This window comes from Asticcacaulis aquaticus (genome assembly GCF_028550415.1).
In the GTDB taxonomy this organism is placed as follows: domain Bacteria; phylum Pseudomonadota; class Alphaproteobacteria; order Caulobacterales; family Caulobacteraceae; genus Asticcacaulis; species Asticcacaulis aquaticus.
Genome location: NZ_JAQQKX010000002.1, coordinates 217,651 through 243,456, shown reverse-complemented (window position 1 = coordinate 243,456; position 25,806 = coordinate 217,651). Strand labels below are relative to the sequence as shown.

33 protein-coding genes are annotated in these 25,806 nt (G+C 62.5%); 5 read left to right on the top strand and 28 right to left on the bottom strand.

Annotated elements, in window-relative coordinates:
• Window positions 1-47: 47 nt before the first annotated feature.
• The gene (locus PQU92_RS04320; protein ID WP_272746974.1) at window positions 48-743 is read right to left on the bottom strand and encodes a hypothetical protein; all 696 of its coding nucleotides are present in this window, start codon (window positions 741-743) and stop codon (window positions 48-50) included.
• A gap of 308 nt (window positions 744-1,051) precedes the next feature.
• Between PQU92_RS04320 and PQU92_RS04315 the strand changes: the two genes are divergently transcribed.
• Entirely contained in the window at window positions 1,052-2,458 is a 1,407-nt protein-coding gene (locus tag PQU92_RS04315) for a hypothetical protein (RefSeq protein ID WP_272746973.1), read from the top strand.
• On the opposite strand, the gene PQU92_RS04310 is transcribed toward PQU92_RS04315, so the two are convergent.
• The 12 genes from PQU92_RS04310 to PQU92_RS04255 form a co-directional block, all read right to left on the bottom strand.
• The gene (locus PQU92_RS04310; RefSeq protein ID WP_272746972.1) at window positions 2,455-2,997 is read right to left on the bottom strand and encodes a DUF805 domain-containing protein; all 543 of its coding nucleotides are present in this window, start codon (window positions 2,995-2,997) and stop codon (window positions 2,455-2,457) included. The two genes, PQU92_RS04315 and PQU92_RS04310, sit on opposite strands and share 4 nt — an antisense overlap.
• 95 nt (window positions 2,998-3,092) lie before the next feature.
• A complete protein-coding gene (locus PQU92_RS04305) occupies window positions 3,093-3,536 on the bottom strand; it encodes a DUF805 domain-containing protein (protein WP_272746971.1) in 444 nt (147 codons plus the stop codon).
• Window positions 3,537-3,540: 4 nt separating this feature from the next.
• Window positions 3,541-4,065 carry a DUF805 domain-containing protein gene (locus PQU92_RS04300; RefSeq protein ID WP_272746970.1) on the bottom strand — a complete coding sequence of 175 codons (525 nt, stop codon included), beginning with the start codon at window positions 4,063-4,065 and terminating at the stop codon, window positions 3,541-3,543.
• Between the two features lie 71 nt (window positions 4,066-4,136).
• A complete protein-coding gene (gene hisIE / locus PQU92_RS04295; protein ID WP_272746969.1) occupies window positions 4,137-4,784 on the bottom strand; it encodes a bifunctional phosphoribosyl-AMP cyclohydrolase/phosphoribosyl-ATP diphosphatase HisIE in 648 nt (215 codons plus the stop codon).
• Complete coding sequence (locus PQU92_RS04290) at window positions 4,784-5,014, bottom strand: hypothetical protein (protein ID WP_272746968.1); 231 nt, start codon at window positions 5,012-5,014, stop codon at window positions 4,784-4,786. Before PQU92_RS04290 ends, hisIE begins: the two co-directional genes overlap by 1 nt.
• A gap of 180 nt (window positions 5,015-5,194) precedes the next feature.
• Window positions 5,195-5,962, bottom strand: coding sequence for an imidazole glycerol phosphate synthase subunit HisF (gene hisF, locus PQU92_RS04285; RefSeq protein WP_272746967.1), 768 nt, complete (start codon window positions 5,960-5,962; stop codon window positions 5,195-5,197).
• A gap of 3 nt (window positions 5,963-5,965) precedes the next feature.
• Window positions 5,966-6,697 (bottom strand): 1-(5-phosphoribosyl)-5-[(5-phosphoribosylamino)methylideneamino]imidazole-4-carboxamide isomerase, encoded by a 732-nt coding sequence (hisA, locus tag PQU92_RS04280; RefSeq protein ID WP_272746966.1) that lies wholly within the window; start codon window positions 6,695-6,697, stop codon window positions 5,966-5,968.
• A 130-nt stretch (window positions 6,698-6,827) separates the two neighbouring features.
• Window positions 6,828-7,421, bottom strand: a complete 594-nt coding sequence (hisH, locus tag PQU92_RS04275; RefSeq protein ID WP_272746965.1) for an imidazole glycerol phosphate synthase subunit HisH — start codon at window positions 7,419-7,421, stop codon at window positions 6,828-6,830.
• Window positions 7,418-8,920: an imidazoleglycerol-phosphate dehydratase HisB gene (hisB, locus tag PQU92_RS04270; RefSeq protein WP_272746964.1), complete on the bottom strand. Its 1,503-nt coding sequence runs from the start codon at window positions 8,918-8,920 to the stop codon at window positions 7,418-7,420. The genes hisH and hisB overlap by 4 nt, the downstream gene beginning before the upstream one ends.
• A gap of 2 nt (window positions 8,921-8,922) precedes the next feature.
• The gene (hisD, locus tag PQU92_RS04265) at window positions 8,923-10,221 is read right to left on the bottom strand and encodes a histidinol dehydrogenase (protein ID WP_272746963.1); all 1,299 of its coding nucleotides are present in this window, start codon (window positions 10,219-10,221) and stop codon (window positions 8,923-8,925) included.
• A 53-nt stretch (window positions 10,222-10,274) separates the two neighbouring features.
• The gene (gene hisG, locus PQU92_RS04260; protein WP_272746962.1) at window positions 10,275-11,153 is read right to left on the bottom strand and encodes an ATP phosphoribosyltransferase; all 879 of its coding nucleotides are present in this window, start codon (window positions 11,151-11,153) and stop codon (window positions 10,275-10,277) included.
• Window positions 11,154-11,165: 12 nt separating this feature from the next.
• Window positions 11,166-11,471 carry a YerC/YecD family TrpR-related protein gene (locus PQU92_RS04255; RefSeq protein WP_272746961.1) on the bottom strand — a complete coding sequence of 102 codons (306 nt, stop codon included), beginning with the start codon at window positions 11,469-11,471 and terminating at the stop codon, window positions 11,166-11,168.
• A 150-nt stretch (window positions 11,472-11,621) separates the two neighbouring features.
• On the opposite strand from PQU92_RS04255, the gene PQU92_RS04250 reads away from it, so the two are divergent.
• Entirely contained in the window at window positions 11,622-11,909 is a 288-nt protein-coding gene (locus PQU92_RS04250) for a hypothetical protein (RefSeq protein WP_272746960.1), read from the top strand.
• Window positions 11,910-11,912: 3 nt separating this feature from the next.
• On the opposite strand, the gene PQU92_RS04245 is transcribed toward PQU92_RS04250, so the two are convergent.
• Complete coding sequence (locus PQU92_RS04245) at window positions 11,913-13,151, bottom strand: Hsp70 family protein (protein ID WP_272746959.1); 1,239 nt, start codon at window positions 13,149-13,151, stop codon at window positions 11,913-11,915.
• A 172-nt stretch (window positions 13,152-13,323) separates the two neighbouring features.
• On the opposite strand from PQU92_RS04245, the gene PQU92_RS04240 reads away from it, so the two are divergent.
• Window positions 13,324-13,599 carry a hypothetical protein gene (locus PQU92_RS04240; protein WP_272746958.1) on the top strand — a complete coding sequence of 92 codons (276 nt, stop codon included), beginning with the start codon at window positions 13,324-13,326 and terminating at the stop codon, window positions 13,597-13,599.
• Between the two features lie 32 nt (window positions 13,600-13,631).
• Here PQU92_RS04240 and PQU92_RS04235 read toward each other — a convergent pair whose 3' ends face one another.
• Genes PQU92_RS04235 through PQU92_RS04225 form a run of 3 tightly spaced genes read right to left on the bottom strand, consistent with a single transcriptional unit; the run spans window position 13,632 to window position 15,801 of the window.
• Entirely contained in the window at window positions 13,632-14,324 is a 693-nt protein-coding gene (locus tag PQU92_RS04235) for a TPM domain-containing protein (protein ID WP_272746957.1), read from the bottom strand.
• A 4-nt stretch (window positions 14,325-14,328) separates the two neighbouring features.
• Window positions 14,329-15,147 carry a TPM domain-containing protein gene (locus tag PQU92_RS04230; protein ID WP_272746956.1) on the bottom strand — a complete coding sequence of 273 codons (819 nt, stop codon included), beginning with the start codon at window positions 15,145-15,147 and terminating at the stop codon, window positions 14,329-14,331.
• 21 nt (window positions 15,148-15,168) lie between these two features.
• On the bottom strand, window positions 15,169-15,801 hold the full coding sequence (locus PQU92_RS04225; protein WP_272746955.1) for a LemA family protein: 633 nt from the start codon (window positions 15,799-15,801) through the stop codon (window positions 15,169-15,171).
• 197 nt (window positions 15,802-15,998) lie between these two features.
• Between PQU92_RS04225 and PQU92_RS04220 the strand changes: the two genes are divergently transcribed.
• Window positions 15,999-16,478, top strand: coding sequence for a CPBP family glutamic-type intramembrane protease (locus PQU92_RS04220; protein ID WP_272746954.1), 480 nt, complete (start codon window positions 15,999-16,001; stop codon window positions 16,476-16,478).
• On the opposite strand, the gene PQU92_RS04215 is transcribed toward PQU92_RS04220, so the two are convergent.
• From PQU92_RS04215 to PQU92_RS04205, 3 genes are all read right to left on the bottom strand, one after another.
• On the bottom strand, window positions 16,475-16,981 hold the full coding sequence (locus PQU92_RS04215; RefSeq protein WP_272746953.1) for a GNAT family N-acetyltransferase: 507 nt from the start codon (window positions 16,979-16,981) through the stop codon (window positions 16,475-16,477). The genes PQU92_RS04220 and PQU92_RS04215 overlap by 4 nt on opposite strands.
• 142 nt (window positions 16,982-17,123) lie before the next feature.
• Window positions 17,124-17,627: a GNAT family N-acetyltransferase gene (locus PQU92_RS04210; protein WP_272746952.1), complete on the bottom strand. Its 504-nt coding sequence runs from the start codon at window positions 17,625-17,627 to the stop codon at window positions 17,124-17,126.
• An 89-nt stretch (window positions 17,628-17,716) separates the two neighbouring features.
• Window positions 17,717-18,994: a tetratricopeptide repeat protein gene (locus tag PQU92_RS04205; protein ID WP_272746951.1), complete on the bottom strand. Its 1,278-nt coding sequence runs from the start codon at window positions 18,992-18,994 to the stop codon at window positions 17,717-17,719.
• Between the two features lie 196 nt (window positions 18,995-19,190).
• On the opposite strand from PQU92_RS04205, the gene PQU92_RS04200 reads away from it, so the two are divergent.
• Entirely contained in the window at window positions 19,191-19,655 is a 465-nt protein-coding gene (locus PQU92_RS04200) for an Lrp/AsnC family transcriptional regulator (protein ID WP_272746950.1), read from the top strand.
• Between the two features lie 6 nt (window positions 19,656-19,661).
• Here PQU92_RS04200 and PQU92_RS04195 read toward each other — a convergent pair whose 3' ends face one another.
• From PQU92_RS04195 to pheS, 8 genes are all read right to left on the bottom strand, one after another.
• Window positions 19,662-19,955, bottom strand: coding sequence for a hypothetical protein (locus tag PQU92_RS04195; RefSeq protein WP_272746949.1), 294 nt, complete (start codon window positions 19,953-19,955; stop codon window positions 19,662-19,664).
• Window positions 19,948-20,502, bottom strand: a complete 555-nt coding sequence (locus PQU92_RS04190) for a sigma-70 family RNA polymerase sigma factor (protein WP_272746948.1) — start codon at window positions 20,500-20,502, stop codon at window positions 19,948-19,950. Before PQU92_RS04190 ends, PQU92_RS04195 begins: the two co-directional genes overlap by 8 nt.
• A 12-nt stretch (window positions 20,503-20,514) precedes the next feature.
• The gene (locus PQU92_RS04185; protein WP_272746947.1) at window positions 20,515-20,856 is read right to left on the bottom strand and encodes an EF-hand domain-containing protein; all 342 of its coding nucleotides are present in this window, start codon (window positions 20,854-20,856) and stop codon (window positions 20,515-20,517) included.
• A gap of 65 nt (window positions 20,857-20,921) precedes the next feature.
• Complete coding sequence (locus PQU92_RS04180; protein WP_272746946.1) at window positions 20,922-21,290, bottom strand: EF-hand domain-containing protein; 369 nt, start codon at window positions 21,288-21,290, stop codon at window positions 20,922-20,924.
• A gap of 106 nt (window positions 21,291-21,396) precedes the next feature.
• A complete protein-coding gene (locus PQU92_RS04175) occupies window positions 21,397-21,612 on the bottom strand; it encodes a flagellar basal body rod C-terminal domain-containing protein (protein ID WP_272746945.1) in 216 nt (71 codons plus the stop codon).
• 139 nt (window positions 21,613-21,751) lie between these two features.
• The gene (gene pheT, locus PQU92_RS04170; protein ID WP_272746944.1) at window positions 21,752-24,172 is read right to left on the bottom strand and encodes a phenylalanine--tRNA ligase subunit beta; all 2,421 of its coding nucleotides are present in this window, start codon (window positions 24,170-24,172) and stop codon (window positions 21,752-21,754) included.
• Between the two features lie 4 nt (window positions 24,173-24,176).
• Window positions 24,177-24,593: a hypothetical protein gene (locus tag PQU92_RS04165; RefSeq protein WP_272746943.1), complete on the bottom strand. Its 417-nt coding sequence runs from the start codon at window positions 24,591-24,593 to the stop codon at window positions 24,177-24,179.
• Window positions 24,593-25,666, bottom strand: a complete 1,074-nt coding sequence (gene pheS, locus PQU92_RS04160) for a phenylalanine--tRNA ligase subunit alpha (RefSeq protein WP_272746942.1) — start codon at window positions 25,664-25,666, stop codon at window positions 24,593-24,595. The genes PQU92_RS04165 and pheS overlap by 1 nt, the downstream gene beginning before the upstream one ends.
• Between the last annotated feature and the right edge of the window lie 140 nt (window positions 25,667-25,806).

Sequence of the window (25,806 nt, the reverse complement as noted above, 5' to 3'; positions counted from 1 at the left end):
ATTTTCCTTGGGGATTTCCGCTGAGGCGAGCCTTAAGGCAAAAAGCCTTAGTGCGCGGTAAAGGTCCGGATATTTTCCGGACGGTCGCGGCCTTCGTCCTGCTGAGGGCAGTCGGGACCGGACACCGGCTCCGCCGTGGCGGCCACCTGCGCCTTGACGACGATCTTGCGCGCGATCTTTGCGGCGGCTTCGATGGCGCGTACCTTGTGAGCCTCGGCCTGAGCCGCCTCGACCTGAGCCGCCTGTTCGGCGTCGTGCTCGATGCGTTGTGCGTGCACGGCCATTTCCCGTTCAAGGTCGGCTTCGAGGCGCCGTTCCATCTCCAGCCGGGTATCCTGATCGACGATCAGCGAAAAGCGCATGACCGGCGGTGCCGGTGCGGCGGGCGGCGCCGGAGGCGCGATCAGGTGAGGCCGGGGCATGGGGCGAGGACGCGGCGACGGCGAAGCGACGGCGACGTCACGGGCTTCGTCGGCCACGACCTTTACCGGTGCTATCTTGGCGACAGGCTCGACCTCGGCACGGACATCCTGTGCCGCCACAGCGTCTTCGGCGTCCGGCGCATCGGCTTCGGCGATGTCATGAGTCTCAGCAGGGACCTGAACCTCGGTGCGGGGTTCGGGCGCGGGCACAGGGGCGGGGGCCTTGCGGACGGGGGCGCTGCCGCCGGCACCGAAATGCAGGAAGGCGGCGGACACCAGCGCCGCGATAAAGCCGATAATAATGTCAAACAGCGATGACATAGGTGTGCGCGTCCAAATTCCCCAGCCGGTCGAGCGGCGTCCCAAACGTCCCTGAGCCTTTACGCGCTCACCTGAGTCAGATTGGTCATATACCTTCTGACGCACGGTCACAAATATGCAGCCATCATGCCTTAAAACGGTCACCTGTGCAACCAAAACCGCAAATCCGTCGTGGTGCACGACGATGGACGTCCCACTGCGATAAAACGGCCACGCAGCCGTTATGCGAATTGCGGCCAAGGTGTGGCTTGCCTATCGGCGGCGCGGCGCGTTACATAGGCTCAAGATGTGTAAAACAGGGGGCCTTCATGCAGCGGACACTTTCCACGGTTGCGGTAATATTTGCCATGCTCGCGGGTCCTGAGGCCGCTCAGGCCCAGACCCGCAGTCCGCGTCTGATCGAACAGGCCCGCATCGGCACGGTGCGCGAGGTGCTGGGAGCGGCGCGCTATCTGGCGCAACCGAAAAGCCAATGCCCTCAAGCCTTTGCGACCGGTGATGGCGGTCCCTGCCTCGACGGTGTGGTGGCACGGCTGAAGGCGGCGGGCCAGACCCGCGCCCGGGTGCTGGGGGTTCGGCATCCGGCGGCGGCGGGCGAAGCGATTCGCGGGCCCTACGGCCAACAGGCGCGGCTTTACGACGTCGAACTGAGTGGCAAGGACGTGCGCTGGGACGCCGTCGAACTACCGATCTCCGACGTGACCGTGCCGCGCGATTGCTACGCCCTGAAAGGCGAGGGCGTGTTCTACACGGTCGAGCGTCGCGGCGATCAGGACGTGGCGCAGGAGCGTCAGACGGTGGTCTGCGGTGGCGGTCCCGCCCGTCCGGAGGGACCTTATCAGCCGGAGGGCGCTTCGATCCCGCTCGATCCGCCCTCGGTCGGCGCGGCGGTCAATATCGGCGGCGAGGTCTGGGCGCGGACGGGGACGATTCGCGCCGAAGGGGCGTGGCGTTATCTGGCCGTGCCGGAGCCGGGCTGTCCGGACACCCATCTGGTGCGCAAGCTTTATTGCGCGCGTTCGGGTATCGCCTATCTTGACGGCGCGCCGGACAAGAAGGAGGTCGACATGATCGCCGCCAAGCGTCCGGCGCAGGACGGCGATCTGTTGCACGACGACGATATCGAGCAACTGGTCCTCAAGCGGCAATCCAAGGGCTACAAGGCCGACAAACGCTGGTTCGAAAAGTCGATGCTGACCCTGCCGGCGGGATGCGGGGCGGCGGGCGCGGTCGGATTCCGCGTCCACGAACAGAACCGTGACCTGCTGATCACCGAAGAGGTGCTGGCCACCTGCGGTGCGCCTTTGGCGCCCGTGCCGACCGATATCTATGAGGCCTATGGCGAGGCGCGGCCCGTGGCGACGGTGCGCCGCGACTGCCCGCCCGACCTGCTGCTGACGGCGGGGGCGTGCTTTGCCGATGTCGTCGCCTATATGAAGGCCTTCAACCACAATGCGCTGGACGTGGTGGTGCTGACGCGCCCGGTGCGCGACGGCGAGACGGTGTGGCAGAATTACGAGACCGCCAAGGTGCGTTTTGAGAACGGCAAATACGTCGCCGAGCGCAAGGGGCAGCAGGTCTTCGGTTCGATCTGGCTCAATCGCTGCAACGATATGCCCAACCGTCCGGCGGAAGGCCGCGGCTACCTGATCGAATGGCGCGGTCGGGCCTTGATGGCGGTGGCCTATGAGTGGAAGGCCTGTCCGATCTATTAATCCGAAGACGATGACGAAGAGTCGGACGCTGACGCGTCAGATGCCGATACGTCAGGGGCGTCAGGCGTGAGGCCGACCTCCGGATCGGTGAGGACGGGAACCGACGGGCCGGTATCGGGTTCCGGCGCCAGAACCTTTGGCGCGGGCGGGGCATAGGACGGTTGCAGGGCGAGATAGATCAGCCCGCCGAAGACGATGCCGTTGGCCCCGATCAGGGCCAGCGTCGATAGCTGGCTCGGCACCGGCAGAAATCCGGCCAGCGGTGAGGCGAACAACAGATAAACCGGCGTAATCACCATCAGGGCCAGCCACAGAAGGCCGGTCGATTTCCCGCTGTCGCGCAGCCGTCGCGACGCGAACAGTAAAAGGACGATGGCCAGAACGGCGAAGACCGGCAGTTCGATCAGCCACTGCGGCGTCTCGACCATCAGCGCAATCGCATCCGGCGCATAGGACAGGACCAGCAGAACGACGACGCAGAGGATGAAACCGCGCCGCGTCAGGCGTCCGGTATGCAGCGGGGAGTCGGCGGTCGTCATCGGAAAGGCTCTATTTCGGGGCAGGTCCGTAAAGGTTAACACCGCTTTGGCCTTTGGCGAACCGTAAATCGGACAAATAATGCCGATCTTGGCTTTTATGCTAGGGGATCGGGACCGAACCGGTTATCGCCCACGGTGCCTTTAACAAAGGTCAGGAGTATATAGGCCAGCAGAACGGGAATCCCGGCAATGACGGCCAGAAGGACAGGTATAACGCTTCCGGCTTCAAGAAAATAAATCAGAACCATTGCACCTGCCGACGTGACAGGAAACAGAAGCAGCGCCAGACACCACCAACCGCTCAGGTTCAGGTCATGCAGGCGCTTGATCGTCAGGCAGGCCCATAGCCAGATCAAGGGCAGCGCGACGGCTATGCCCAAGAGTTCAAGCCACGAGGTATCACTGCTGGCAATGCCTTGAAAAAGACGCTCCAGTGGTAAAAACGTCAGAGAATAGAGGAGGTAGGTGGCGCGATTGATGCGGCCGCGTGGTGACAGGATGTCCGCTAAATCAGGCTCATGAATCCGTGCGGTTATCACGCGCCTATCCCTCCAGCACATGGGGCTTTGAGGGGCGCAGATAGGCCAGCGGGTCCGGGCCGTAGCGATTATCGCCTTTCTTGCCGGGGATGAGCAGCAGGCACAGGCCAGCCGCCAGATTGAACCAGGTCGTGACCTGACTTAAGCTCTCGTAAAACTCATAGAAAGCGAGCGGCAGCAGGTCGAACAGGCCGATGGTCATGCTCAGCAGCCACGGCCCATAGTCGATGAACAGAACCAGCCCCAGCCAGGCGCTCAGGCCGAGGTCGTGCAGCCGCTTGGCGACCAGACAGAACCACAGATAGTTCAGCAGGCTGTAGATCAGGATGACGCCGATCGTCAGGGCGATGCCCGCGGGCGCGGTGAGGTCGTTGAACAGGCTGTCGGCAAAGGCGCCGACGATCATGAGCAGCGCAAAGGCGGCGATGTTGATACCGGCGCTGTTGGCGAAATAGGTCAGGCGGTTCAACCGCCCCTTCGGCGACAGGAACTCGCGTACCCCCAGCCATCTGTATGATTTTGCCGCCACGGCTTTTCCCCCCGGAATGGCGATTATCGTCCCGGTAGCAGAGCACAGGCGCGCAGCAATGTAAACGCGATTCAGCGCCCGGCGTGACGCGCGCGCAAAACCTCCAGTACGGCTTCCAGCGTGGTTTCGCGCGCCATCAGCAGCACCGACAGGTGATAGAGCAGGTCGCCCGCTTCGGCATGCAGTTCGTCGAGGTCGCCCGCGCGACCGGCCAGCGCGGTCTCCAGGCCTTCCTCACCGACCTTCTGGGCGATCTTGGCGACGCCCTTCTGCATCAGGCGCGCGGTATAGCTGTCGGCGGGCGGGGCCTTGGCGCGCTCCCTCACGACCTGCGCCAGATGGCCCATAAAGCCGATCCCCGGCGCGGTTTCATGCCCGAAGCACGAGGTGGTCTTGGTGTGGCAGGTCGGGCCGACCGGACGCGCCATGACCAGCAGGGCGTCTTCGTCGCAATCGGTCAGGATGTGGTCGAGATTGAGGAAGTCGCCCGAGGTCTCGCCCTTGCGCCAGCGCCCGCCCTTCGAGCGCGAGAAGAAGGTCACCTGACGCGCGGTCAGGGTCTCGGTCAGGGCGGCCTTGTCCATATAACCCAGCATCAGGACCTGAAGCGTATCGGCGTCCTGCACGATGGCGGGGATCAGGCCGTCGCCCTTGGTGAAATCGAGCGCGTCGATGTCGGCGAGGGTGAGGGGGTTGGGCAGTTTATGAGATTGGGCCATTATCGGGTCTGTGACTTTATGAGAGCGATCAGTTTCAGGAAGGCGGGACGGGCAATAAACGCACCAAGACACATGGTGGCCAGAAGAGACAGGAAGGTCAGCCGGTTGGTGCCTTCGGGATCACCGACGGCTAACCGGTCGAGGACAACGGAATAAAGCACTAATCCGCTTACGGCAAACAGCAGAAAACCTGCCAGACCGATCAGCCAGAATATCAGCTTTCGCCACATGTCTACGTTCCTGCGCAAGTAAGAACCCCCACCACCACATCTCGCTCGCTTCGCGATCTCGTGCGGTCCCCCTCCCCAGTAAACTGGGGAGGTATGAAGGTATTGCTCTATCCTATACCTCCCTGCCTTTGGCGGGGAGGGGGACCGTTCGCGGAGCGAATGGTGGTGGGGTGTCTTGCTTTACAGTCTAACCGCGATTCCCGCCGTTTGCAGGTCGCGTTTCAGGTCGGGGATATGGATGATCTTCTTGTGGAAGACGCTGGCGGCCAGAGCCCCCGATACGTCGGCCTGCTCGAAGACCTCGGTGAAATGCTCGACCGCGCCTGCGCCGCCTGAGGCGACCAGCGGAATGTCGATCAGGTCGCGCACCAGCTTCAGTTGCCGGATATCGTAGCCCTTGCGCACGCCGTCCTGATTCATGCAGTTGAGCACGATTTCACCCGCCCCGCGGTCGCGGGCTTCGACCACCCAGTCGAGCGTCCGGCGACCGGCGGCGCGGATCTTGTCCGGATCGCCACTGTACTGATGAACATAATAGTCCCCGTCCAGTTCGCGCGAATCGACCCCGACGACCACGCACTGCGATCCGGCCATTTCGGCCAGTTCGTTGATCAGGTCGGGACGTTCCAGCGCCGGCGAGTTGATCGACACCTTGTCAGCGCCCGAATTGAGGCATTTGACCGCCTGTTCGCCGGAACGGATGCCGCCGGCCACGCAGAACGGAATATCGAGGGCGCGGGCGATGTCGCGCACCCAGTTGTAATCGACCGTGCGGCCTTCCGCTGAGGCGGTGATGTCGTACAGGACCAGCTCGTCGGCACCTTCGTCACGGTAGCGGAGCGCCATGTCGACGGCGTCGCCCAGCACTTCGTGACCGACGAACTGCACGCCCTTGACGACCTTGCCGTCCTTGACGTCGAGACAGGGAATGATGCGTCTGGCGAGCATGGTCTATCCTACGTTCAAAGCGGCTTTGAGGTCGATCAGGCCTTCGTAGATCGCCTTGCCGACGATGGCGCCGTGGACGCCGAGCGCCTTCAGATCGTACAGGTCTTCGATCGACTTCACACCGCCCGAGGCCTGAATTTCAAGGTCCGGACGCTTCTGGCGCAGGGCGCGCATCAGGTCCATGTTCGGCCCCATCAGCATGCCGTCGCGCGACACGTCCGTGACGAGGATACGCTGCGCCACGCCGACCGGATAGTAGTCAAGCACGTCCCACAACGAAATCCCGGAGCCTTCGACCCAGCCGTGCAGGGCGGCGTCGAAATCGCCGTCTTTGGTCGGCAGGACGTCCAGCGCCAGCGTGATCTTGTCCTTGCCGAAGTCGCGCAGCCAGCCGCGCACCTCTTCGGGGTTCTTGACGGCAGCGGAGCCGACCACGACGGCCGAGACGCCCTGAGCGAGCAGGGTTTGTACGTGCTCGCGGGTACGCACGCCGCCGCCGGTCTGGATCTTGGCGCGCGAGGCCTGCGCCAGACGGCCGATCAGTTCGTGCTGCTGTGGTGAACCGGCCTTGGCCCCGTCGAGATCGACGATATGCACCCACTGGGCAAATTCGTCATTGAACAGGCTGAGGCGCTTGAACGGATCGGAGTCGTATTTCGTCACGGCGTCGAAACGGCCCTGCGCGAGGCGGACGCATTCTCCGTTGATCAGGTCGATGGCGGGGTAGAGGATCATGGTCGGTAATCTCCCCCTCTCCCTGAGGGGAGAGGGTGGCCCGTAGGGCCGGGTGAGGGGGTGTCAACGGAAGAGCGCGGGGCTTTCCCCCTCACCCTAACCCTCTCCCCAAAGGGGCGAGGGGATTTAATTATATGCGGAGAAAATTCTCCAGTATTTTCGCACCGGCGGCGGACGAGCGCTCCGGGTGGAACTGACACCCCCAGACATTGTCCTTGCGCACCATGGCCGCGAACGGGTGACCATAGGTCGATTGCACCAATGTGTGTTCGGTCACCGGACAGACGAAGCTGTGCACGAAATAGGCGTAGTCACCCGCGTTCAGCCCTGCCGTCAGCGGGTCGTCGGCGACGGCCTCCAGCTGGTTCCAGCCCATATGCGGCACGACCAGAGGCTTGGGCGCGTCCATCTTCACGACTTTGCCGGGGATCAGGCCGAGGCAATCGACATCGCCCTCTTCGGACGAGTCGAACAGCAGTTGCTGGCCCAGACAGACGCCAAGCAGCGGCTGTGTCAACGCACGGATCGTATCGTAGAGGCCAAGCTCACGGATGCGGCTCATGGCGAAGCCCGCCGCGCCGACGCCCGGTAACACCACGCGCTCGGCGGCGGCGATTTCATTGGCGTCGGACGACAGCACGGCTTCCGCGCCCAGACGTTCCAGCGCGAACAGAACCGATGCCGTATTGGCGCAACCGATTTCGATAACGGCGACTTTACTCACGCTAACATCCCCTTGGTCGAGGGCAAAGCGTCGCCTTCGATGCGCGTGGCTATGCGCAGCGCGCGGCCCAAAGCCTTGAAACAGGCCTCGACCTTGTGGTGGTCGTTTTCGCCGGTGACCTCGATATGGATCGAGGCCCCCAGGGCTTCGGACAGCGAGCGGAAAGCGTGACCGGTCATTTCGGTCGGGTAGTCGCCGATGTGCGAGGCATCGAACTCGCCCTTGAACACGCAGTAGGCGCGGCCGGAAATATCGACGCTGACCTTCGCTTCGGTTTCATCCATCGGCAGGACGAAGCCGAAGCGCGCCATACCGATACGGTCGCCCAAAGCGCTTTTCAACGCCGCACCGAAGGCCAGCATGCAGTCCTCGATCGTGTGGTGGGCGTCGATTTCCAGATCGCCTTCGCACGACAATTGCAGCGAGAAACCGCCGTGGGTGGCGACCTGATCGAGCATGTGATCGAAGAAGCCGACCCCGGTGTGGATTTTCACAGGCTTCGGATTATCGAGATCGACGATGGCCGAAATCTTGGTTTCCTTGGTGTCGCGCAGGGTTTCGCCGCGGCGCGCCGGGCGACCGGCATCGGTCGCGACGCCCAGAGCGTTGAGCAGGCGGTCGTTATACGGTTTGTCGCCGATGGCCATGATCAGGCCTTCATAGGCGTTCTTGGCCACCACGCCGAAACGCTTGAGCGCGGTCTGGGTGCGGATCAGGTCCTTCGGCTTGATGAACAGGAACGGCCCGTCCGCGAGGTGAAATTGCAGGGTCGACGGCGCGTCGGTCAGGGCCTCGCGCACCCGGGCCTGCTCTCCACGGATCAGGTCGATGCGCGACTGCACGTTCAGGGCGCGCGACGGGGCCAGGGCGGCTTCGGCGGCCTTGATCGAGGGCGTCGGCAAGGGGGTGGGCTCGCAGAAGCGGCTGAGACCGTTGAGCGTTTTGGGCGACGAGATCAGCGCGCCGACGCGCGCCCCCGACAGGCCGTAGAGGAACGACAGGCTTTTGAGGACCACGACGTTCGACTCGGATTTGGTGAGTTCTACGAGGCTTGTCCCGTCACAGGCGTCGAAATAGCTCTCATCGATGACCAGCAGGGCCGGGAAGATTTCGACGGCCAGAGTCCGCGCGGCGATCAAATCCCACACCTTGCCGTCGGGCATGTTGGGGTTATCGATCAGGTACATGCCCGCGCCTTTGAGCGTCATCAGCGGCTTGGTCGCCTGTTTCAGCGTCAGGCCGTAGGCGTCGGCGAGGCTTTGCAGGTGATATTGCCGCTCGGAATAGCAGGGATTGGTGAAGACGTTCTCATAGCCATTGACCTTGAGGCGGCGCATCAGGATCTCGGTCCCGTGCGAAGCGCCGCGCGTGACCATCAGCTGATAGGGCTCGACGCCATAGATCTCGGCCATGCGCTCGCGCAACGGCTCTAACGACGGCGGCGAAGCTTCGAGGCCGGAGCCCTGAGCGTTCAGGGCGGTGAAAGGGGACGCGAACATGGTTACACCTCTAAACGGAAGTCTGCCGCCAGCGCATGCGCTTCGAGACCTTCGAGGCGAGCCAGACGGGCGGCGGCGGGCGCAATGGTGGCCGCGCCCTGACGGGTGGCGCGCTGAACGACGAAGCTGGTCAGGTACGACCGCACAGTGATGCCGTCCCAGGCCCGCGCTGCGCCGTCGGTCGGCAGGACGTGGCTGGGGCCGGCGGCGTAATCGCCGAAGGTTTCCGCCGCATAGGTGCCCGCAAACACGGTGCCGGCGGCGGTCAGTTGCGGGATCAGGGCGTCGAGGTCTTCGACCTGCAAGGCGAGGTGCTCCGGACCGTAGAGATTGGCGACTTCGGCGGCAGCCTCAAGGCTGTCGACAACGAACAAACGCGCCTGTTCCAGCGAGGCACGGGCGATCGCCGCGCGCGGCAGGGTCGACAGTTGCGCCTCCAGTTCGGCGCCCACGGCCTCGATCAGGTCGCGGTCGAGCGTCACCAGCACGACCTGCGCGTCGGCGTCGTGTTCGGCCTGACTGAGCAGGTCGGCGGCGATCAGTTTCGCATTGGCGGTCGCATCGGCGATGACCATCAGTTCGGACGGCCCGGCGGGCATGTCGATGGCAATGCCCGACAGGCGCTCGGTGGCGTAGCGCTTGGCTTCGGCGACGTACTTGTTACCCGGCCCGAACAGCTTGTCGGCCGCCGGAACGTCGGGTAGGGCGCCCAAGGCCATGGCCGCAATGGCATGCGCCCCACCGACGCGCCAGATAGCGTCGAGCCCGGCCGCGGCCCCGGCGGCAATCATCATCGGGTGCAGCGAGCCGTCCTTGGCAGGCGGGGTGACGCAGACTCGGTTAGGCACACCGGCGACGAGGGCCGGAACGGCGGTCATGATCAGGGTCGAAAACAGCGGCGCAGTGCCGCCGGGGACGTAGAGACCGGCGGTCGAGATCGGGCGGAAAACGCGTTGCAGGCTCAGGCCTTCGGCGGGCGCGATGACGGGGCCTGTGGTGGGCAGTTCGGCGGCGTGGAAGGCGCGGACGTGTTCGACGGCCAGTTCCATGGCTTCGAGATCGTCGGCGGTGAGGAGCGCACGGGCCTCATCGACCAGCGACGGGTTCAACTCGACGCGCACCGGGGCGTGACCGTCCAGACGCACGGCCCAGTCGCTGACGGCGGTGAAGCCGCGCGATTCCACGTCGTCGAAGATCGTGCGCACAGTGTCGAGCACGCTCTCGTCGCGCCGGTTTTCGGGGCGCGCGAGCGCGGTCTTGCGTTCCGCCGCGCTGAGATCGTTCCAGATAAAGGTCTTCATGATACGCACCTGTCCGCAGCCGCGCGGACCAATTTCAAGGGTGTCCGCGACACCTACTTCATCATCTTTTCGATCGGCAGGACCAGGATCGCCGAAGCGCCTGCCGCCTTGAGCTTGTCCAGCGTGTCCCAGAACACGTTTTCCTGACACACCGCATGGACGGCGACCGTGTCTTCGCGGTGTGCCAGCGGCATGATGGTCGGGGAATCGGCGCCGGGGATCAGCTCGATGATCTCGTCCAGATGCTCGCGCGGGGCGTTGAGCATGACGTACTTGGCCCCCGTCGAGGCCGTCACCCCGTCGAAACGGCGCAGCAGCATGTCATAGACGTGTTCCAGATCGGCGGGCGGCGCATGCGGCGCCTTGATTAGCACGGCTTCGGAGGCCAGCACCAGATCGACGGCCTTCATGCCATTGGCTTCCAGCGTCGCACCCGTCGAGACCAGATCGCAGATGGCGTGGGCAATCTTCATGCGGGGCGCGACCTCGACCGCACCACGCATCTCGACGATGGTCGCGGTGACGCCCTTGTCTTTCAGCCACTTGCCGAGGATGTTCGGATAAGACGTGGCGATGCGCTTGCCTTCGAGGCTTTGCGGGCCTTCATAAGTGGCGGTGTCCGGCACGGCGATTTTCAGCGTGCACTTGCCGAAACCGAGGCGCATGACGATGCGCTCTTCGAGGTCGTCTTCAGGGAAGTGTTCGGCCAGCACGTTGTAACCGACGATGCCCAGTTCGGCCACGCCATCGGCGACGAAGGTCGGGATGTCGTCGTCGCGCACGCGCAGCAGGTCGATCGGCTGGTTCTCGATGCGATAGAGCAGTTCGTTGGCGCCCTTCATGACGCGCAGGCCCGCGCCGGAGATCAGTTCCAGCGAGCGGTCGGCCAGTCGGCCCGATTTCTGAACGGCAATGCGGAGACGGGAAGTCATGGTCTTACTTTCTTATTGGCTTTTGAGGCGGTCGATCACCAGTCGGTAACCCTTATGCGGCATGTCGCGCAGGAAACGCGCCACGCGGGTCACCGTGGTGGTCGAGGCCCCGGTCTTTTCGGAGATGTCACGGTAGGACAACTGGTTTTCGTCCAGCAGCCGCGCCACCTTGAACCGTTCGGCAAAGGCCCTCAGTTCCGACGGGGTGCACAGGTCGTCGAGAAAGGCGCGCATCTCTTCGGCCGTTTCCAGCGTCAGCAGGGCTTTCACCAGTTCGGCCTCGTCGGCGGCGTATCTCTCGGGCGATGTGTCGGTCATGGGGGTCTGTTTTAATGTGTTAGCGCGCTAATACAGCGACGCGGGAGGGAAGGCAAGGCTTTATTTGGTTTGTGATCCACATGCCGCAACCCGCCTGTCCTGTAAAGCGTTCAGCTTGACAGGGTTGCAACCTGAACGGATGGTTGCGTTATGACTGAGATCGCCCCCAAGCCCATATGGGATCAAAAACGCCGGATCCCGAAAATACCCGGCGCGTGGTTTCTGATCAAATTCGCCCCGTTGCCCTATATCTATCCGGTGCGTTGGCAGGGCCTGATTTTGCTGATGGCGGAGCTCATTTGCCTTGTTGGCGGGCTGGAATATGGCGAGATACTTTCTGAACGCGGCGATCCACTCGGGCCATATGTGCGCATGGGTAGTGTTGCCGTGTTTGCCGTGCTGTTTATTATAGGCCTGTTTAAGACACGCCGGGACTAATCCTCAAGCCGCAAACCGCGCCTTCGCCGCCAGCCCCAGACCCGAGGCCACTGACGAGAAACGGTCGCCGTAATTGACCTGCGCTTCTGGGAAGGCCGCGCGCATGGCGGCTTCGAACCCCGGCATGGCCGTCGAGCCGCCGGTCATGAACAGGGTATGGATGTCGGCGCCCTTAAGTCCCGCCTGCGCCACGGTTTCGCCTGCCGTGGTGACGATCTTCTCCACGTCGTTGCCGGTTGAGCGCATCAGGGTGTCGCGGTGGATTTCCGACACCCAGCCCTTTTCGATGTCGGTATAGTCGACCGAGGTCAGGTCGTGTTCGGACAGGGCGATCTTGGCGGCTTCGATGCGGTTGGCGACGCTGTGGCCCTTGCGTTCCTCGACCACCGTGATCAGGCGCTGGGTCAGGTCGCGGCGCTCGGCCAGATAGTGCAGTTCGCGGATGCCCAGCATCGCCTTCTGCGTATAGAGGAAGTTGATCAGGTGCCAGGTCGAAAGCTGATGGTAGTTGAGCAGCGGCATGTCGAGCCCGCTTTTCAGCTTCGACTGATAGCCCATATCGACCATCGCCGTATTGAGGCTTAAGCTACGGTCGAAGTCGGTGCCGCCGATATGGACCCCGGCATTGGCCAGAATTTCGGATGTGGTGGGGCTCAGGCGCAGGACGGAGAAGTCCGACGTACCGCCGCCGATATCGACGACCAGCACGGTTTCTTCGCTGGTGAGCGTGCTGGCGTAATCGCGGGCGGCGGCCAGAGGCTCGTATTCGAAGCTGATGTTTTTGAAGCCCTGCGCTTCGGCGATGCCGCGCAGTTCGGCCTCGGCGCGGTTGTCAGCCTCGATATCGTCGTCGACAAAGTGGACCGGGCGGCCCAGCACCACGTCTTCGAGCGACTCGCCGATATGGGCTTCGGCGGCGCGTTTGAGGTGGGCGATATAGTTGCCGATGATCTCGCGGAAGTCTTTGCGTTTCGAGCCGATCTGCGTGGTTTCGCCGATCAGGCGGCTGCCCAGCACTGACTTCAACGCCCGCATCAGGCGGCCTTCGTAGCCGTCGAGATATTCGGCGATGGCTTCACGGCCAAAGGTCAGGCGCTCGGTCTCGGTATTGAAGAACAACGCCGACGGCAGGGTCACAGAGGCGCCTTCGATCGGCACCAGATGCAGGTCGTCGCCGCGCCCGACGCAGACGGCGGAGTTGGAGGTGCCGAAATCGATACCGCAATAGGGACGGGGAGACATGACTTTACCGCGTTGCACACAAAAAAGGATCGGCGCGTTTACACGGGAATGACGGAGATGGCTATGGATTTCTTCTACCTCCCCGGCACACCGGGGAGGTAGAAGAGGGGCTTGTGTCGCGTAGGACAGAGGCTCATACTCTTAGACGTTGCGAACATCAGCGGAGGGCGGGATGAACGGACGCACACCCCTATGGCAAGCGCGCGAGGCGTCGGTATTCGGCGATCCGTGGTTTGTCTTTAAATTTGGGCCGCTGGGGTATTGGGTGCCTGTGAAATGGCAGGGTTATCTCGTCCTTCTGGTTCAGATTGGTATTTTCATTCTGTTGAATCAAAACAACCTGTTCAAACACCTGCTGGCCCCGTGGGACGGATATCTCAGGGGCGGTATCATCGGAATGTTTTTTTTACTGATTGCCTTGTCATTGCTTAAGACGCGCTGGCGTTAGACGCCCTCCTCCTCACTTCCTAGGGAGGAGAGTTAAATCTCGATCAGCACATCGGGCAGTTCGTTGAGATTGATCGCATCCGGCGGAAAGTGCGCGCTTAAGGCTGCGCCGCATTTGGCCACAGCCTCTTCGAAACCGGTCGTCAGATCGTCCTTTTTGATATGCGCAATCAGGGTGGTGACCGTCTCGTTCCACACGCTCTTGTCGACGCGCGAATAGATGCCTTCATCGGCGATGACATCGACGAAGTGTTCTTCCAGCGCGCAGAAGATCATGACGCCGGTGCGCCCGGCAGTCAGGTGCAGACCGCGCGCCAGAAACTGCTCCATCGCCTTTTTGTGAGCGCGGCGACGGGTGATGAACCGCGGCGTCAGCCACAGTTTGACCTTGGGCAGCGACACCAGCAGATAGACCGCCGCGAACAGAATAAGTTGCATCAGGGCGTAGAAGATGATGGCTTCGGCGGCCATCAATTCGCCGGTGACATTCGGTGCGTTCCAGCCGGCGACGGCGCTTAAGGCCGGCCCCAGCCAGTCGTGCGGCCACACCCCCAGACCCAGCAGGACCAGCGGCAGGATAAAGGCGACCGCCGCCGCCCACATCAGCGGGGTTTCGGGATAGTCGAGAGCGCGTTTCTTGATGACGCAGGTGATCTCGCCGGAGGTATGTGTCTCGGCGCGGGCAATGGCGGCATTGATGCGCGCGTGGTCGATGTTCAAGGCCATGTGCTTACCAACTCCCCGATGCGCCGCCGCCGCCGCCGGAACCCCCGCCGCCGCTGAAACCACCCCCGCCGAAGCCGCCACCGCCGCCACCACTCCAACCCCCGCCGCCTCGCAGTAGGGCGTCGAGGATGAAGAACGGCAGCCAGCCGCGTCCGAAAATCAGCAGGAACAGCACGACGACCACGATGATCCACAGCGGGATGCGTTGCTGCCTGCCGTGTTGAACGGGCTCGGCGGCCGCCTGAGCCTTTTGTATGGCGACGCCGCGATCCTGGGCCAGTTGCGCGATGATCAGGTCCGTACCGTTGACGATACCGGTCTGATAGTCACCGGTCCGAAACGACGGGATGATACCATTATTGATAATCAGTGAACTGTAGGCGTCGGTTATGACCGGTTCCAGACCGTAGCCGACCTCGATACGCACCTTGCGCTCGTTCGGGGCGACGATGAGGATGACGCCATTGTTCTTGAACTGCCCTAGGGCTTCGGACCCTGCCGTAGCAGAAGCCTGCGCACTTTTTTGACCAATGCCCCAGTGGCGGAGCAACTGATAGCCGTAGTCGGCGATCTCGTAACCGTCGAGGCTGTTGAGCGTCACGACGACGACCTGATCGGTGGTGGCGTCCTCAAGCCCTTTGAGCTTGGCCGTCAGGTCGGCCTCGACCTCGGGCGTCAGCAGGTTGGCCTGATCGACGACGCGCCCGGTCAGAGCCGGAAACTGTGGTGCGGCCTGAACCGCCGAGGCGAACAGACACAGCGTCGCAAAGATAAAGACCGCCCATAAGGACCTGATCTTCAGGATGGGAAGAGGCAGGGACATGGGCGGTCTTTTCAGTTGATGTTATTGAGACGCGGCGGTGTCGCTCTGGGGTGCGACGCCCGAAAAGTCGACCTTGGGCGCCTGATCCGAGCCCGGTGCGGCCTTGAAATACTCCATCGGCTTGGAACCCGAATGGATCGTGCCGGCCAGGATGTTCTGCGGGAACGAGCGCAGAGTGGTGTTATAGGTCTGCGCCGAGGCATTATAGTCCTTGCGGGCGATGGCGATGCGGTTTTCCGTACCTTCCAGCTGTGATTGCAGGGTGATGAAGCCCTGCTGGCTTTTCAGTTCCGGGTACTTTTCGACCACGACCATCAGGCGGCCCAGCGCCGAGGACATGCCGTCCTGCGCCTGCTGGAACTGCTGGAACTTGGCCGGATCGCTGATCGTCGAGGCATCGACATTGACGCTGGTCGCCTTGGCGCGGGCCTCGACCACTTCGGTGAGCGTGCCGCGTTCGGCGATGGCGGCGCCCTGAACCGTGGCGACCAGATTGCCGACCAGATCGCTGCGGCGCTGATACTGGTTCTGGACCTCGGACCACGAGGCCTTGGCGGCTTCTTCCTGGGTCGGGATGCGGTTGACGTCGCAGGCGACCAGAGACAGGGCCACGCCGGCAACGGCCAGCAGACCGGTAATACGCTTAAGGTTCATCGCAATGAAGCTCCCTCGAATGGGTGCGCCGTCGCCTGCCATCAGGCGCTTCAGGGTCGCACACAGGCCCTATACATAGGATAAAATCCGCCTGTGCAAAAGAGGTCGCGAGGATTACTTATTCGACAGAATGGGAATTGTACCGGATGAATGTCGCTACTGAGACACGCAAACGATTTCGAAGTCTGGGGCGGTGTTTGCTTCGCTGGCCCGGACTTCGGGGGTGGGGCTTTTGCCTCCTGATCGGCGGCCTCGTAGCGACGACGGTCGCCGGTGTCGGTTTTGCGTCAGGCATTCTGAAATGGGAACCGGCAAGTGGTAACCTGCCTCTTTTGTTTCTGAGCGTGTTGGTGGTTCCGGCTTTTACGGAAGAGCTGTTCTTTCGCGGCCTGCTGGTGCCGGAACGCGGCGAGACGCAACGCCCGGTCCTGATCATCGCCGTCGGTCTGGCGGTGTTCGTCCTGTGGCACGTGGTCGAAGCGAAACTCTTTCTGCCCGGCGCGACCCTGTTCCTTGAGCCCGCCTTTCTGTTGTGTGCGGGTCTGATCGGGCTGGGGTGCGCGCTGATGCGATATCTCACCGGATCGCTATGGCCCGCTGTCCTGTTCCATGCCGTTCTGGTCTGGGCATGGAAAGCGTATCTCGGCGGGCCGTCTCTGGCGGAACTGATGGGTTAGGCCACTGTCTCGACCAGCGACTTCTGCATCACATAGTTGGTCAGGTCATAACCGCCGACGCGGGTGGGGACCTCCTTGTCGAAGCTGAAGCCTGATTTCAGCGAGAAGCCCATGCCGTGGTCGTGGTCCTTGGGGACGATCAGCGACAGGGTGCGGGCGTCGTCGAAATGATCGAGCGCGGCCTGCATCATCGCCTTGCCGATCCCCGCGCCGCGATAGTCGGCCAGTACATAGACCTTGTAGATGCTGACGTGACGGCTTTCGGCGCTGGCCGACAGGAATCCCACCGGCTTGCCGTGGACTTCGGCGATCCAGTAGACGTGGCCGCGCGTTTCCATGTCCTCTTCGAGCGTATCGAGGTCGAAGAGGTCGCTGAGGATAGCGTCCATCTGTACAGGCGATACGACGCTGCGGTACAGGCGCGGCCAGATGATCATGGCCAGTTCACGCACGATCGGCAGTTCGTCGACGCGGATGCGGCGGATTTTCGCGGTATGGGACATGGCGGACCTCCGGGTGGGGCAAGGGGCGGCATGGTCGGTCCGGAGCGTCGTTTTGGCGTCTTCCGGGGCATTTCCTCAGGGGCCATCGGGTCATGGCCTGTTAATAACTTGCCACAGAAATCACGAAAGTCGATCTTTTATTTCAGGCCCTGTCACTTTTCGTGAGGTCCAGATTCATGATGTAGTCCTCGAAACGGTAAGGCCCCATCTGTACCGGAACCTTGGCTTCGATGGTGAAACCGCGCGATTGGTAAAACGCGATGGCCGGGGCATTAAGCGAATAGACATAGAGCGACAGGGTCTTCGCGCCGCTGAAATGGTCGCGCACGGTTTGCATCAGGGCCTTGCCGAGACCGCGTCCGCGCACGCTGTCGAGCGTATAGAGCTTCTTGAGCCACAGGCGGTCGCCCTCAATGAAGCCGGACACGTAACCGGCATCTTCGCCATCGACCTGCGCCAGCCAGTAGACGTGGCCACGCTGTTCGATATCGGCGCGCAGGGTATCCGGCGCATAGATTTCGGCCACCATATGCGGGATGCGCTCGGCGTCAATGATCCCGGCAAAGCACTCCGGCCAGATGCGTTCGGCCAAGGCGGTCACCCGGTGCCGTTCGGCGGTGTCGATGCGGGTAATGGTGAAGGTCATACCGATCTCATAGCAAAAAAAAGACGCCTAAGGCCAGGGGGAGGGCCTTAAGCGTCTGGTCTTCAGCCGGACCGTTCAGGGGGGGGACGTCAGCCCGGCTGGTAAGCTGTATGTAGGGGCGCGTTTTCAGATTTCCAGTCCGTGCCGACGGAAAAAGAGGCGCCCGAGGGTGCGGCAGGGTGCCGCAGGTCATTCCACGATATCTTGCCGGTTGTGGCACCTTCGATGCGAATACCGACGGCCTTGGCGACCTCGATGCGCAGGCCGGGTAGGCGCGCACGCGCTTCTGGCGTGAAGCCGTCACTAAGATATTTAAGTTCGTCCGGCCATTCGCTCGACGTGCCGTCGCGCAGGATGATGCCGAAATGTTTCCACACATAGGCACGCGGCAGATCCTTTGCCACACCGCCGCCCGTCTCGTACAGTTCGCCCATCATGAAAAAGGCGTCGGGCATCCCCTGACCGGCCAGACCTGACAGTATCTTCGTGCAGCCGGGGACGTCCGGTTTCAGGCCCTGACCGCGGCAGGCCATCCCCGCCATGCGCACCAGCGATTGGGCGTGCTTTTGCTTGACGGCAATGGAATAATGCTGAAGCGCCGCGATGTAATCCACGGTCGTGCCGCGTCCCAGTTCGTGCATCATCCCGGCGTAATAGTGGCCCCAGAGGCTGCCGCCATTGGCAGCGGCTTCGGCCCATCGGAAAGCCTTTGCATAGTCGGTCGTGACGAGGGTGCCCAGATAGTAGTAGGCGGCCAGCGATTGTTGCGCGCGGACATCCCCCAGCGCGGCTGCCTCTTCCATCAGGGCAAGGCCCCTGGCCACGTCCTTTTCAACGCCCATCCCGTCGATATAGCTACGCCCCAGCAGCATGACCGATTGCGGGTCGCGGGCTTCGGCACCCTTGCGGAACCATTTGACGGCTTCGGCCGGGTCTTTTGCCACCGCCTCGCCTTCGCGGTAGGCAATGCCGATGTCGGAATAGGCGCGCACGATGCCGCGTTCCGCGGCCAGCTTGTACAAGGCCATGGCGCGGGCGAAATCGACCGGCGTGCCCTGACCCAGGGCGTACATGATGGCGGCGGAATAGGTGGCCAGACCGTGGCCCTGATCGGCGGCGCTCTGGAACCAGCGCAGGGCGGTGAAATAGTCCTGAATTTCGGCCTGATACATATAACGGAGGCCGAGCTGATACTGGGCCTCGGCATCGCCGTTAAAGGCGCCCTGCTGAATCTCGTCGAATGACTTTTTCGACCAGTCGATGGCGGCGGGCCTGGTCGCGGGTTTGACCTCTGCCGCGTGGCTCACACCGACGGGCCCGCACAAAAACAGCGCCAATCCGCCTAAAGCTACCCAGATATGCCGCATGATCCGCCCCCTGTACGGCCCCGCCTGCCGCTGGGGACAGCTAAGCGCGGCACTCAAAGCGAGTCAAGCTGAGAAGCCCACGCGGTGAATGGTGGCCTGCCCGGAAGGGAAGGAGGGTAATTGTATCAATTAAAACAAGATTTTTTCGCAATTATGCGGCTTGTCTCGGTGGTTTGCAGGATATATTCTCAATTCCATGGTCAATTCCGATAAATTTTCCGATCTCGATTCCTTCGACCGCGAACTGATCAAGGTTTTGCGCAACGACGCCCGTGCCACGGCGGCGGAACTGGGGGAGAAGGTCGGCCTGAGCCCGTCGGCGGCGCACCGTCGCGTGAAGCTGCTTGAGCAGCGCGGGGTCATCGCCGGCTATCGCGCGGTCATCGCCGAAAGCGTGCAGGGCAAGCAGGGCATGGTCTTCGTCCACGTCACGCTTCAGGATCAGCGGCGCGAGACCTTCGAGAAGTTCGAGAAGGCGGTGGTGCAGATCGCCGCCATCGAGGAATGCCATCTGATGTCGGGCGAGGCGGATTATCTGCTCAAGATCGTCCTGCGCGAAAGCCTGTCCTATGAGGACGTCCACCGCGACGTCCTGTCGTCCATGCCGGGCGTGTCGAAACTGGTGTCGCAGTTTTCGATCCGCACCGTGAAGATGGGCTGAGACGGCCTATATCCCAACGATAAAGGCGATTTCTTCGAGGTTGGTATCCTCGTTCACCGGTTCCCCGAGGTTCAGGGTCAGGCCTACGCCGATCAGGGCGCAGGCCGCCAGCGCCGCGGCCTTGTAGGCCATGCCGTAGCGCCAGTCGGTCAGGGACAGAGTCAGTTCTTCGCGCCAGACAGCGAGCATAGACGGACGGATCGCGGTTTTAGCGATGGCGCGCGCCACGATACGGTCGCTGAGACCGGCGGACGGTGATGGTGCGGTCCATACTTTCAGGGTTTTTAAGAAGTCATCCATGAGGGGAGCCTAACACGTTTTTCAGACTTTTGCGCGCCCTGACCAGCAGAGATTCCAGCGCTTTTACATTCAGTTTGAGGCTCTGCGCCGCTTCGGCATTGCTGAACCCTTCGAAATAACACAGGACGACGGCCATCCGCTGATTGGGCGGCAGGGTCGCCACGGCATCGCGCACCTTTTGCGCCTGCTGCCGGGTCTCCAGGCCTGTCTGCGCGTCGGGGGCGTCGTCGCTCAGGCGCTCGGACCAGTCGTCGATCGGCTGACTGAGGGGTTTGGCCCGACGCAGACGGTCGAGGCAGGTCCGGGTGACGATGGTATAGAGCCAGGTCGAAAAGGCCGACTTCGCCGGGTCGAACCGTTTGGCATGGGTCCAGACCTTGGTGAAGGCCGCCTGCACCGCGTCCTCGGCATCTTCGCGATTGAGCAGCACGCGATAGGCGACGGCATGCGCCTTGGGCATATGCAGGTCAACGAGGTGGCGGAAGGCCGCGGTATCTCCCGCGGCCATGCGTCTGACCAGTTCGTTGTCGGCTGTACGCTCAAGCATCCGGGCGGCGGGTTACTGAGCTCTGGGGCCCGGACCCTTGCGGCCCTCGACCTCGGCGCGGATTTCCTCGCGCGACAGTTTGCCATCGCGGTTGGCGTCCAGCCGGTCGAAGCGTTCATCGGCCTGACGGCGGAACTCTTCGCGCGATACCACGCCATCGCGATTGGCGTCGAGCTTCTCGAAAAAGCGCTGTTCGAAGCGCTCGCGCAGGGCCTCGGGCGGGCCGGACTTGCGATCGGCCTTGTAGCCGGTCGTTTGTACCGGGTCGGGGTTTTGTTTCTGCGCCACGGCAGGGACGGCCGCGACCAGCAGGCCCGCGACGATCAGGGTGGTCCTGACAAAAGCAGGGGACATGACGTATTCCTTGGGGAGAAGGGGCAGGGGGAAGGCGGGTGGGAACGCCCGCCTTCCGGAGGTGTTTAGTTGGTCTTCGGCTGTTCGCCGCCCTGACCCCGTTGACCGCCCTGGCCGCGTTGTCCGCCCCCTTGGCCCATGCGGGCCTTGGCGAAGGCGACCATTTCGTCCTTGGTCAGTTTAGCGTCCTTGTTGGCGTCCATTTCGTCGAACATTTCGGGGCGGCGGCCCTTATATTCGTCCTTGGCGATAAAGCCGTCCTTGTTGGCGTCCATCTGGGCGAAGCGTTCTTCGGGGGTCATGCGGGGGCCCTGACCGCCGGGACCGCCCTGACCCATGCCGCCCCCGGGCGGCGGGGGCGGGGGGGCGTCCTGAGCGAGAGCGGCGACAGGCACGGCAAGCAGCAGCGCGGAAGCGATCAGCAGAGTTTTCATGGGGGATTCCGTGGGTGTTTCCAAAGTGAGTTCCCGTCACATCAGGCAACGGTACTCATTTGTACGCGGATGCAATCGTTTACCCTGCGCACGGTGGATCGCTTTTTTATACTTTTATATTCAGCAGGCGGCCGGTCATCTCGTCGCTGGTTTTCAGAACCTGAAGGCTGGCCTCGAAGGCGGTACGCGCGTCCTTTTGCTCGACAAAGGCGCTGACCACGTCGCGGGCGGCGCTGGCCTCGCTCACGGATTTGACGGCAGCCTTGTCGAAGCGCTGGGCGGCGTTGATCGCGCCCATTGCGGCGGTGTTGAAAGCAATCATGGTACGCATTCCACTAAAGCCGGTTGTGATGACCGGTCTGTGGATAATGCGCGCCAAAGCTTAAAAGCGTGCGTAAAGAGAGGGTTAAGCGAAGTTAACCTCTTTCCTCCCCCAAGCCGCAGGCCTGGGGGAGGAAAGGTTACGAGCGCAGCGTCGCCCCGGCCTTCTGAGCCGCCGCAACGATCTTCTGCGAGACGGCATCGATTTCCGGCTCGGTCAAGGTCTTGTCCGTCGGTTGCAGGGTCACCTCGACTGCCAGCGAGACCTGGCCTACCGGCACGCCCTGACCGCGATAGACGTCGAACACCTTGGCGTCGGTGATCAGCGCCTTGTCCGCGCCCTTGACGGCCTTGACCAGATCGCCCGACACGGTGTTGGCGTCCACGAGGAAAGCGAAGTCGCGCGTCAGCGGCATCAGGTTGGATAGCGACAGTGCGCCCTTCGATTTGCCCGATTTCGCCTTGGGCGACGGCAGCAGGTCGAGGCGAACCTCGAACGCGACATAAGCCCCATCAAGGTCCATCGCCTTAAGCACCGACGGATGCAGTTCGCCGAACTCGGCCAGAACCTGCTTCGGCCCCAGTTGCAGGCGCGCCGAACGGCCCGGGTGCCAGTGTGATGCGTTCGAGCCCTGCACCAGTTGCAGCGAGGCGACAGGCACATTGATTTCTTCGAGCAGGCGCAGCAGGTCAGATTTCAGGCCGAACAAGGCGTCTTCGCCCGTCGCGGACCAGTGACGGGCCTTATCCGGCGCGCGGAGCGCCGTGATAACCGTCTTCTGATCGTTGGGTTCAAGACCCTGATAGACCGGGCCGATTTCGAACAGGCACGACCCGGCAAAGCCCTTGGCTGCATTACGACCGGCGGCTTCGAGCAGGTTGGCCAAGGCCGACGGGCGCATGCAGTTCAGTTCCGAGGCAATCGGATTGGCCAGCAGCAGTTTGTCATCGCCACCGCCGAACAGCTTGGCCCAGTCCTGACGCATGAACGACCACGTCACGGCCTCGGAATAGCCGAACGCGGCCAGCGCGCGGCGGGCGGCGCGGGCCTTGGCCTGCGGCGCGGTCAGGACGCCGCCGTTTTTCGGGGCGACCACCGGCAGTGGCGTGGCGGGGATATGGTTGAAGCCATAGACGCGGGCGACTTCTTCGACGAGGTCGGCCTTGCCGTCCACGTCGCGGCGGAAGGACGGCACCGAAACGGTCCACGGCGAACCGCGCGTGACGCCGAAGCCGAGCGCGATCAGAATGCGCTCGACCTCATCGTCAGAAACAACGAGACCGGTCAGTTGCCCCACATAGGCCGGGTCGAAGCTGACGTCCGGACGGCCCTTCGGCGCCTCACCGGCGACCACGATCTCGGACGCTTCACCGCCGCACAGGTCGAGGATCAGTTGGGTGGCCAGCTCAAGGCCGGGGACGACGAAGTCCGGATCGACGCCGCGTGCGAAGCGGTACTGCGCGTCCGACGTGATGGTCGTGGTGCGGCCCGTTTGCGCCGTGCGGATCGGGTCGAACCATGCGCTTTCAAGGAACACATCCACGGTGTCGAAATCGACGCCGGTGGATTCGCCGCCCATGACGCCGCCGAGGCCGATGGGGCGCTCGCCATTGGCATCGGCGATGACGCACATGTCGGGCGTCAGGCTGTAGGTCTTGCCGTCGAGCGCGATCAGTTGCTCGTGCGCGTGGGCGTGTTCGCCCTCCGCGACCGGGTTGTCGTGGCCGAGGCGGGCTTCGATGACGGTACCGGACAGCTTCGCCACGTCATAGACGTGCAGAGGGCGGGCGCGGTCGAACGACATGTAGTTGGTGATATCGACCAACGCCGAAATCGGCTTCAGACCGATCGAGGTCAGCCTGTCCTGCAACCACTTCGGCGACAGACCGTTCTTCACGCCGCGAATGACGCGACCGGAGAACAGCGGGCAGGCGTCGCCGTCGACCTTGACGGTGATCGGGCAGGGGAAAGCCCCCGCGACCGGCGCGATGGCCTTTTCCGCGAATGCCCCCAGACCCGTGGCAGCCAGATCACGGGCGATGCCGTGGACGCCCAGCCAGTCGGGACGGTTGGGGGTGACTTCGAAGTCGATGACCGGTTCCACACCGAAGACCTCGGTGACCGGGGTGCCGACGGCAAGTTCGTCGGAAAGCTCCATGATGCCGTCGGACTCGCTATCGAGTTCCAGTTCGGCGGCGGAGCACATCATGCCGTTCGACACGACGCCGCGCACGGGCTTTTCGACGAGGGTCACGTCGAGGCCCGGCACATAGGCGCCGATGGGGGCATAGACGGTGGTCAGGCCGGCGCGGGCATTGGGCGCGCCGCAGACGATTTCCTTGCGCCCGTCGACGGTATCGACCTGAAGCACCTGAAGCTTGTCGGCATTGGGGTGGCGCGCGGCTTCGACGACCTTGGCGACGGTAAAGGGTTTCAGCTTCGCCGAGGGATCGGTGACGTCTTCGACCTCAAGGCCTGCCGCGGTCATGGCAGCGGCCACTACATGGATGTCGGCGGCGGTATCGAGGTGATCTTTAAGCCAGCTCAGGGAGAATTTCATTTTTCTATCGGAAGATTATGTAGGTCGCAAAACCTAGAAAGAGAGAACCGCAAAAAGCGTAGGTGATTAGTATGGTATATGTTGTTCCGGGGAGTTTTTTTAACCAAGGGACTAATTCTTTTAATTCGACGTCCTTAGCAGCGAACCCCGGTGTTCGGCCCTCCAGAAGCACCAATCTTTTGAAATGATGGTGATTGTAAATCATTAGCCTGCTGGAAATGAGCACCCAAAGCACTGAGGTAAAAAACCCAGTAAAGGCGGCAAGAGAGCGGATCGATTGTTCAAGATTACTTGCTAGTGAAACGGCGGCGAGAGGGGCAGCAAGAGCGATATATGATGAAATGCCTTGATGAATTAGGCCTTGATTATGCCTAAAACATTCGGCTGTAGTTTCATATTCCAATCGCTCCTGCTCGTTCATTAGCTCAATCCGCTTGCCGGGTTCGGTGCATTGAATCCGCTAAACCCGTAGTGCGACAGCCAGCGCGTATCGGCGGCGAACATGTCGCGGAGGTCCGGCACGCCGTATTTCAGCATGGCGAGGCGATCGACGCCCATGCCCCAGGCAAAGCCCTGATATTCGTCGGGATCGAGGCCGCACGATTTCAGCACGTTCGGGTGGACCATGCCGCAACCCAGCACTTCGAGCCACGAGTCGCCGGAGCCGACCTTGAGTTCGCCCTTTTCCCACGAACAGCGCACGTCCAGTTCGGCGGACGGCTCGGTAAAGGGGAAGTGGTGCGGGCGGAACTGCGTCGTGACGTCGTTCGTCTCGAAGAAGCGCGAGATAAAGGTTTCCAGCACCCATTTCAGGTGACCCATATGGGCGCCCTTGTCGATGACGAGGCCTTCGATCTGATGGAACATCGGCGTGTGGGTCTGATCGCTATCGCAGCGGAAGACGCGGCCCGGCACGATCAGGCGGAACGGTGGCTTGCCCGAGATCATGGTGCGGATCTGCACCGGCGAGGTATGGGTGCGCAGCAGCTTCCTCACGCCCTGTTCGTCGGGGTTAAAGAAGAAGGTGTCGTGCATTTCGCGCGCCGGATGCTTCTCGGGGAAGTTCAGGGCGGTGAAGTTGTGGAAATCGTCCTCGATATCCGGGCCTTCGGCTACCTCGAAACCCATCTCGGCGAAGATGGCGACCATCTCGTCCATGACCTGCATGGTCGGGTGGACACCGCCCCTGGGGCGCGGGGCCGACGGCAGCGACAGGTCGATGCGCTCGGATTGCAGGCGTTTGGCCAGATGCTCTGCCTCCAGCACGTCCTTGCGGGCGTCCAGCGTCGCCTGAACGCTGTCACGGACGGCATTGATGGCGGCACCGGTGGCCTTGCGCTCTTCGGGCGGCAGGGTGCCCAGCGTTTTCAGCAGGCCGGAAATACGCCCGGTCTTGCCCAGGGCGCTGACGCGGACGGCGTCGAGCGCCGCCAGGTCTTGCGCGGTCAGGATTTCGGCTTCGATTTCGGCAGCCAGATCGGAATAGTTGCTCATCACGGATCACTTTAAACTTTGGTCGCGCCTGTTTAGTGCGCAATCGGCGTCGAGTGAAGCGTTTTCTATCTCCGCTATGCGTTAGGGAAGAGAGATAAACGAAAAACCCCGCGCCGTTGCCAGCGCGGGGTTTTAATCGT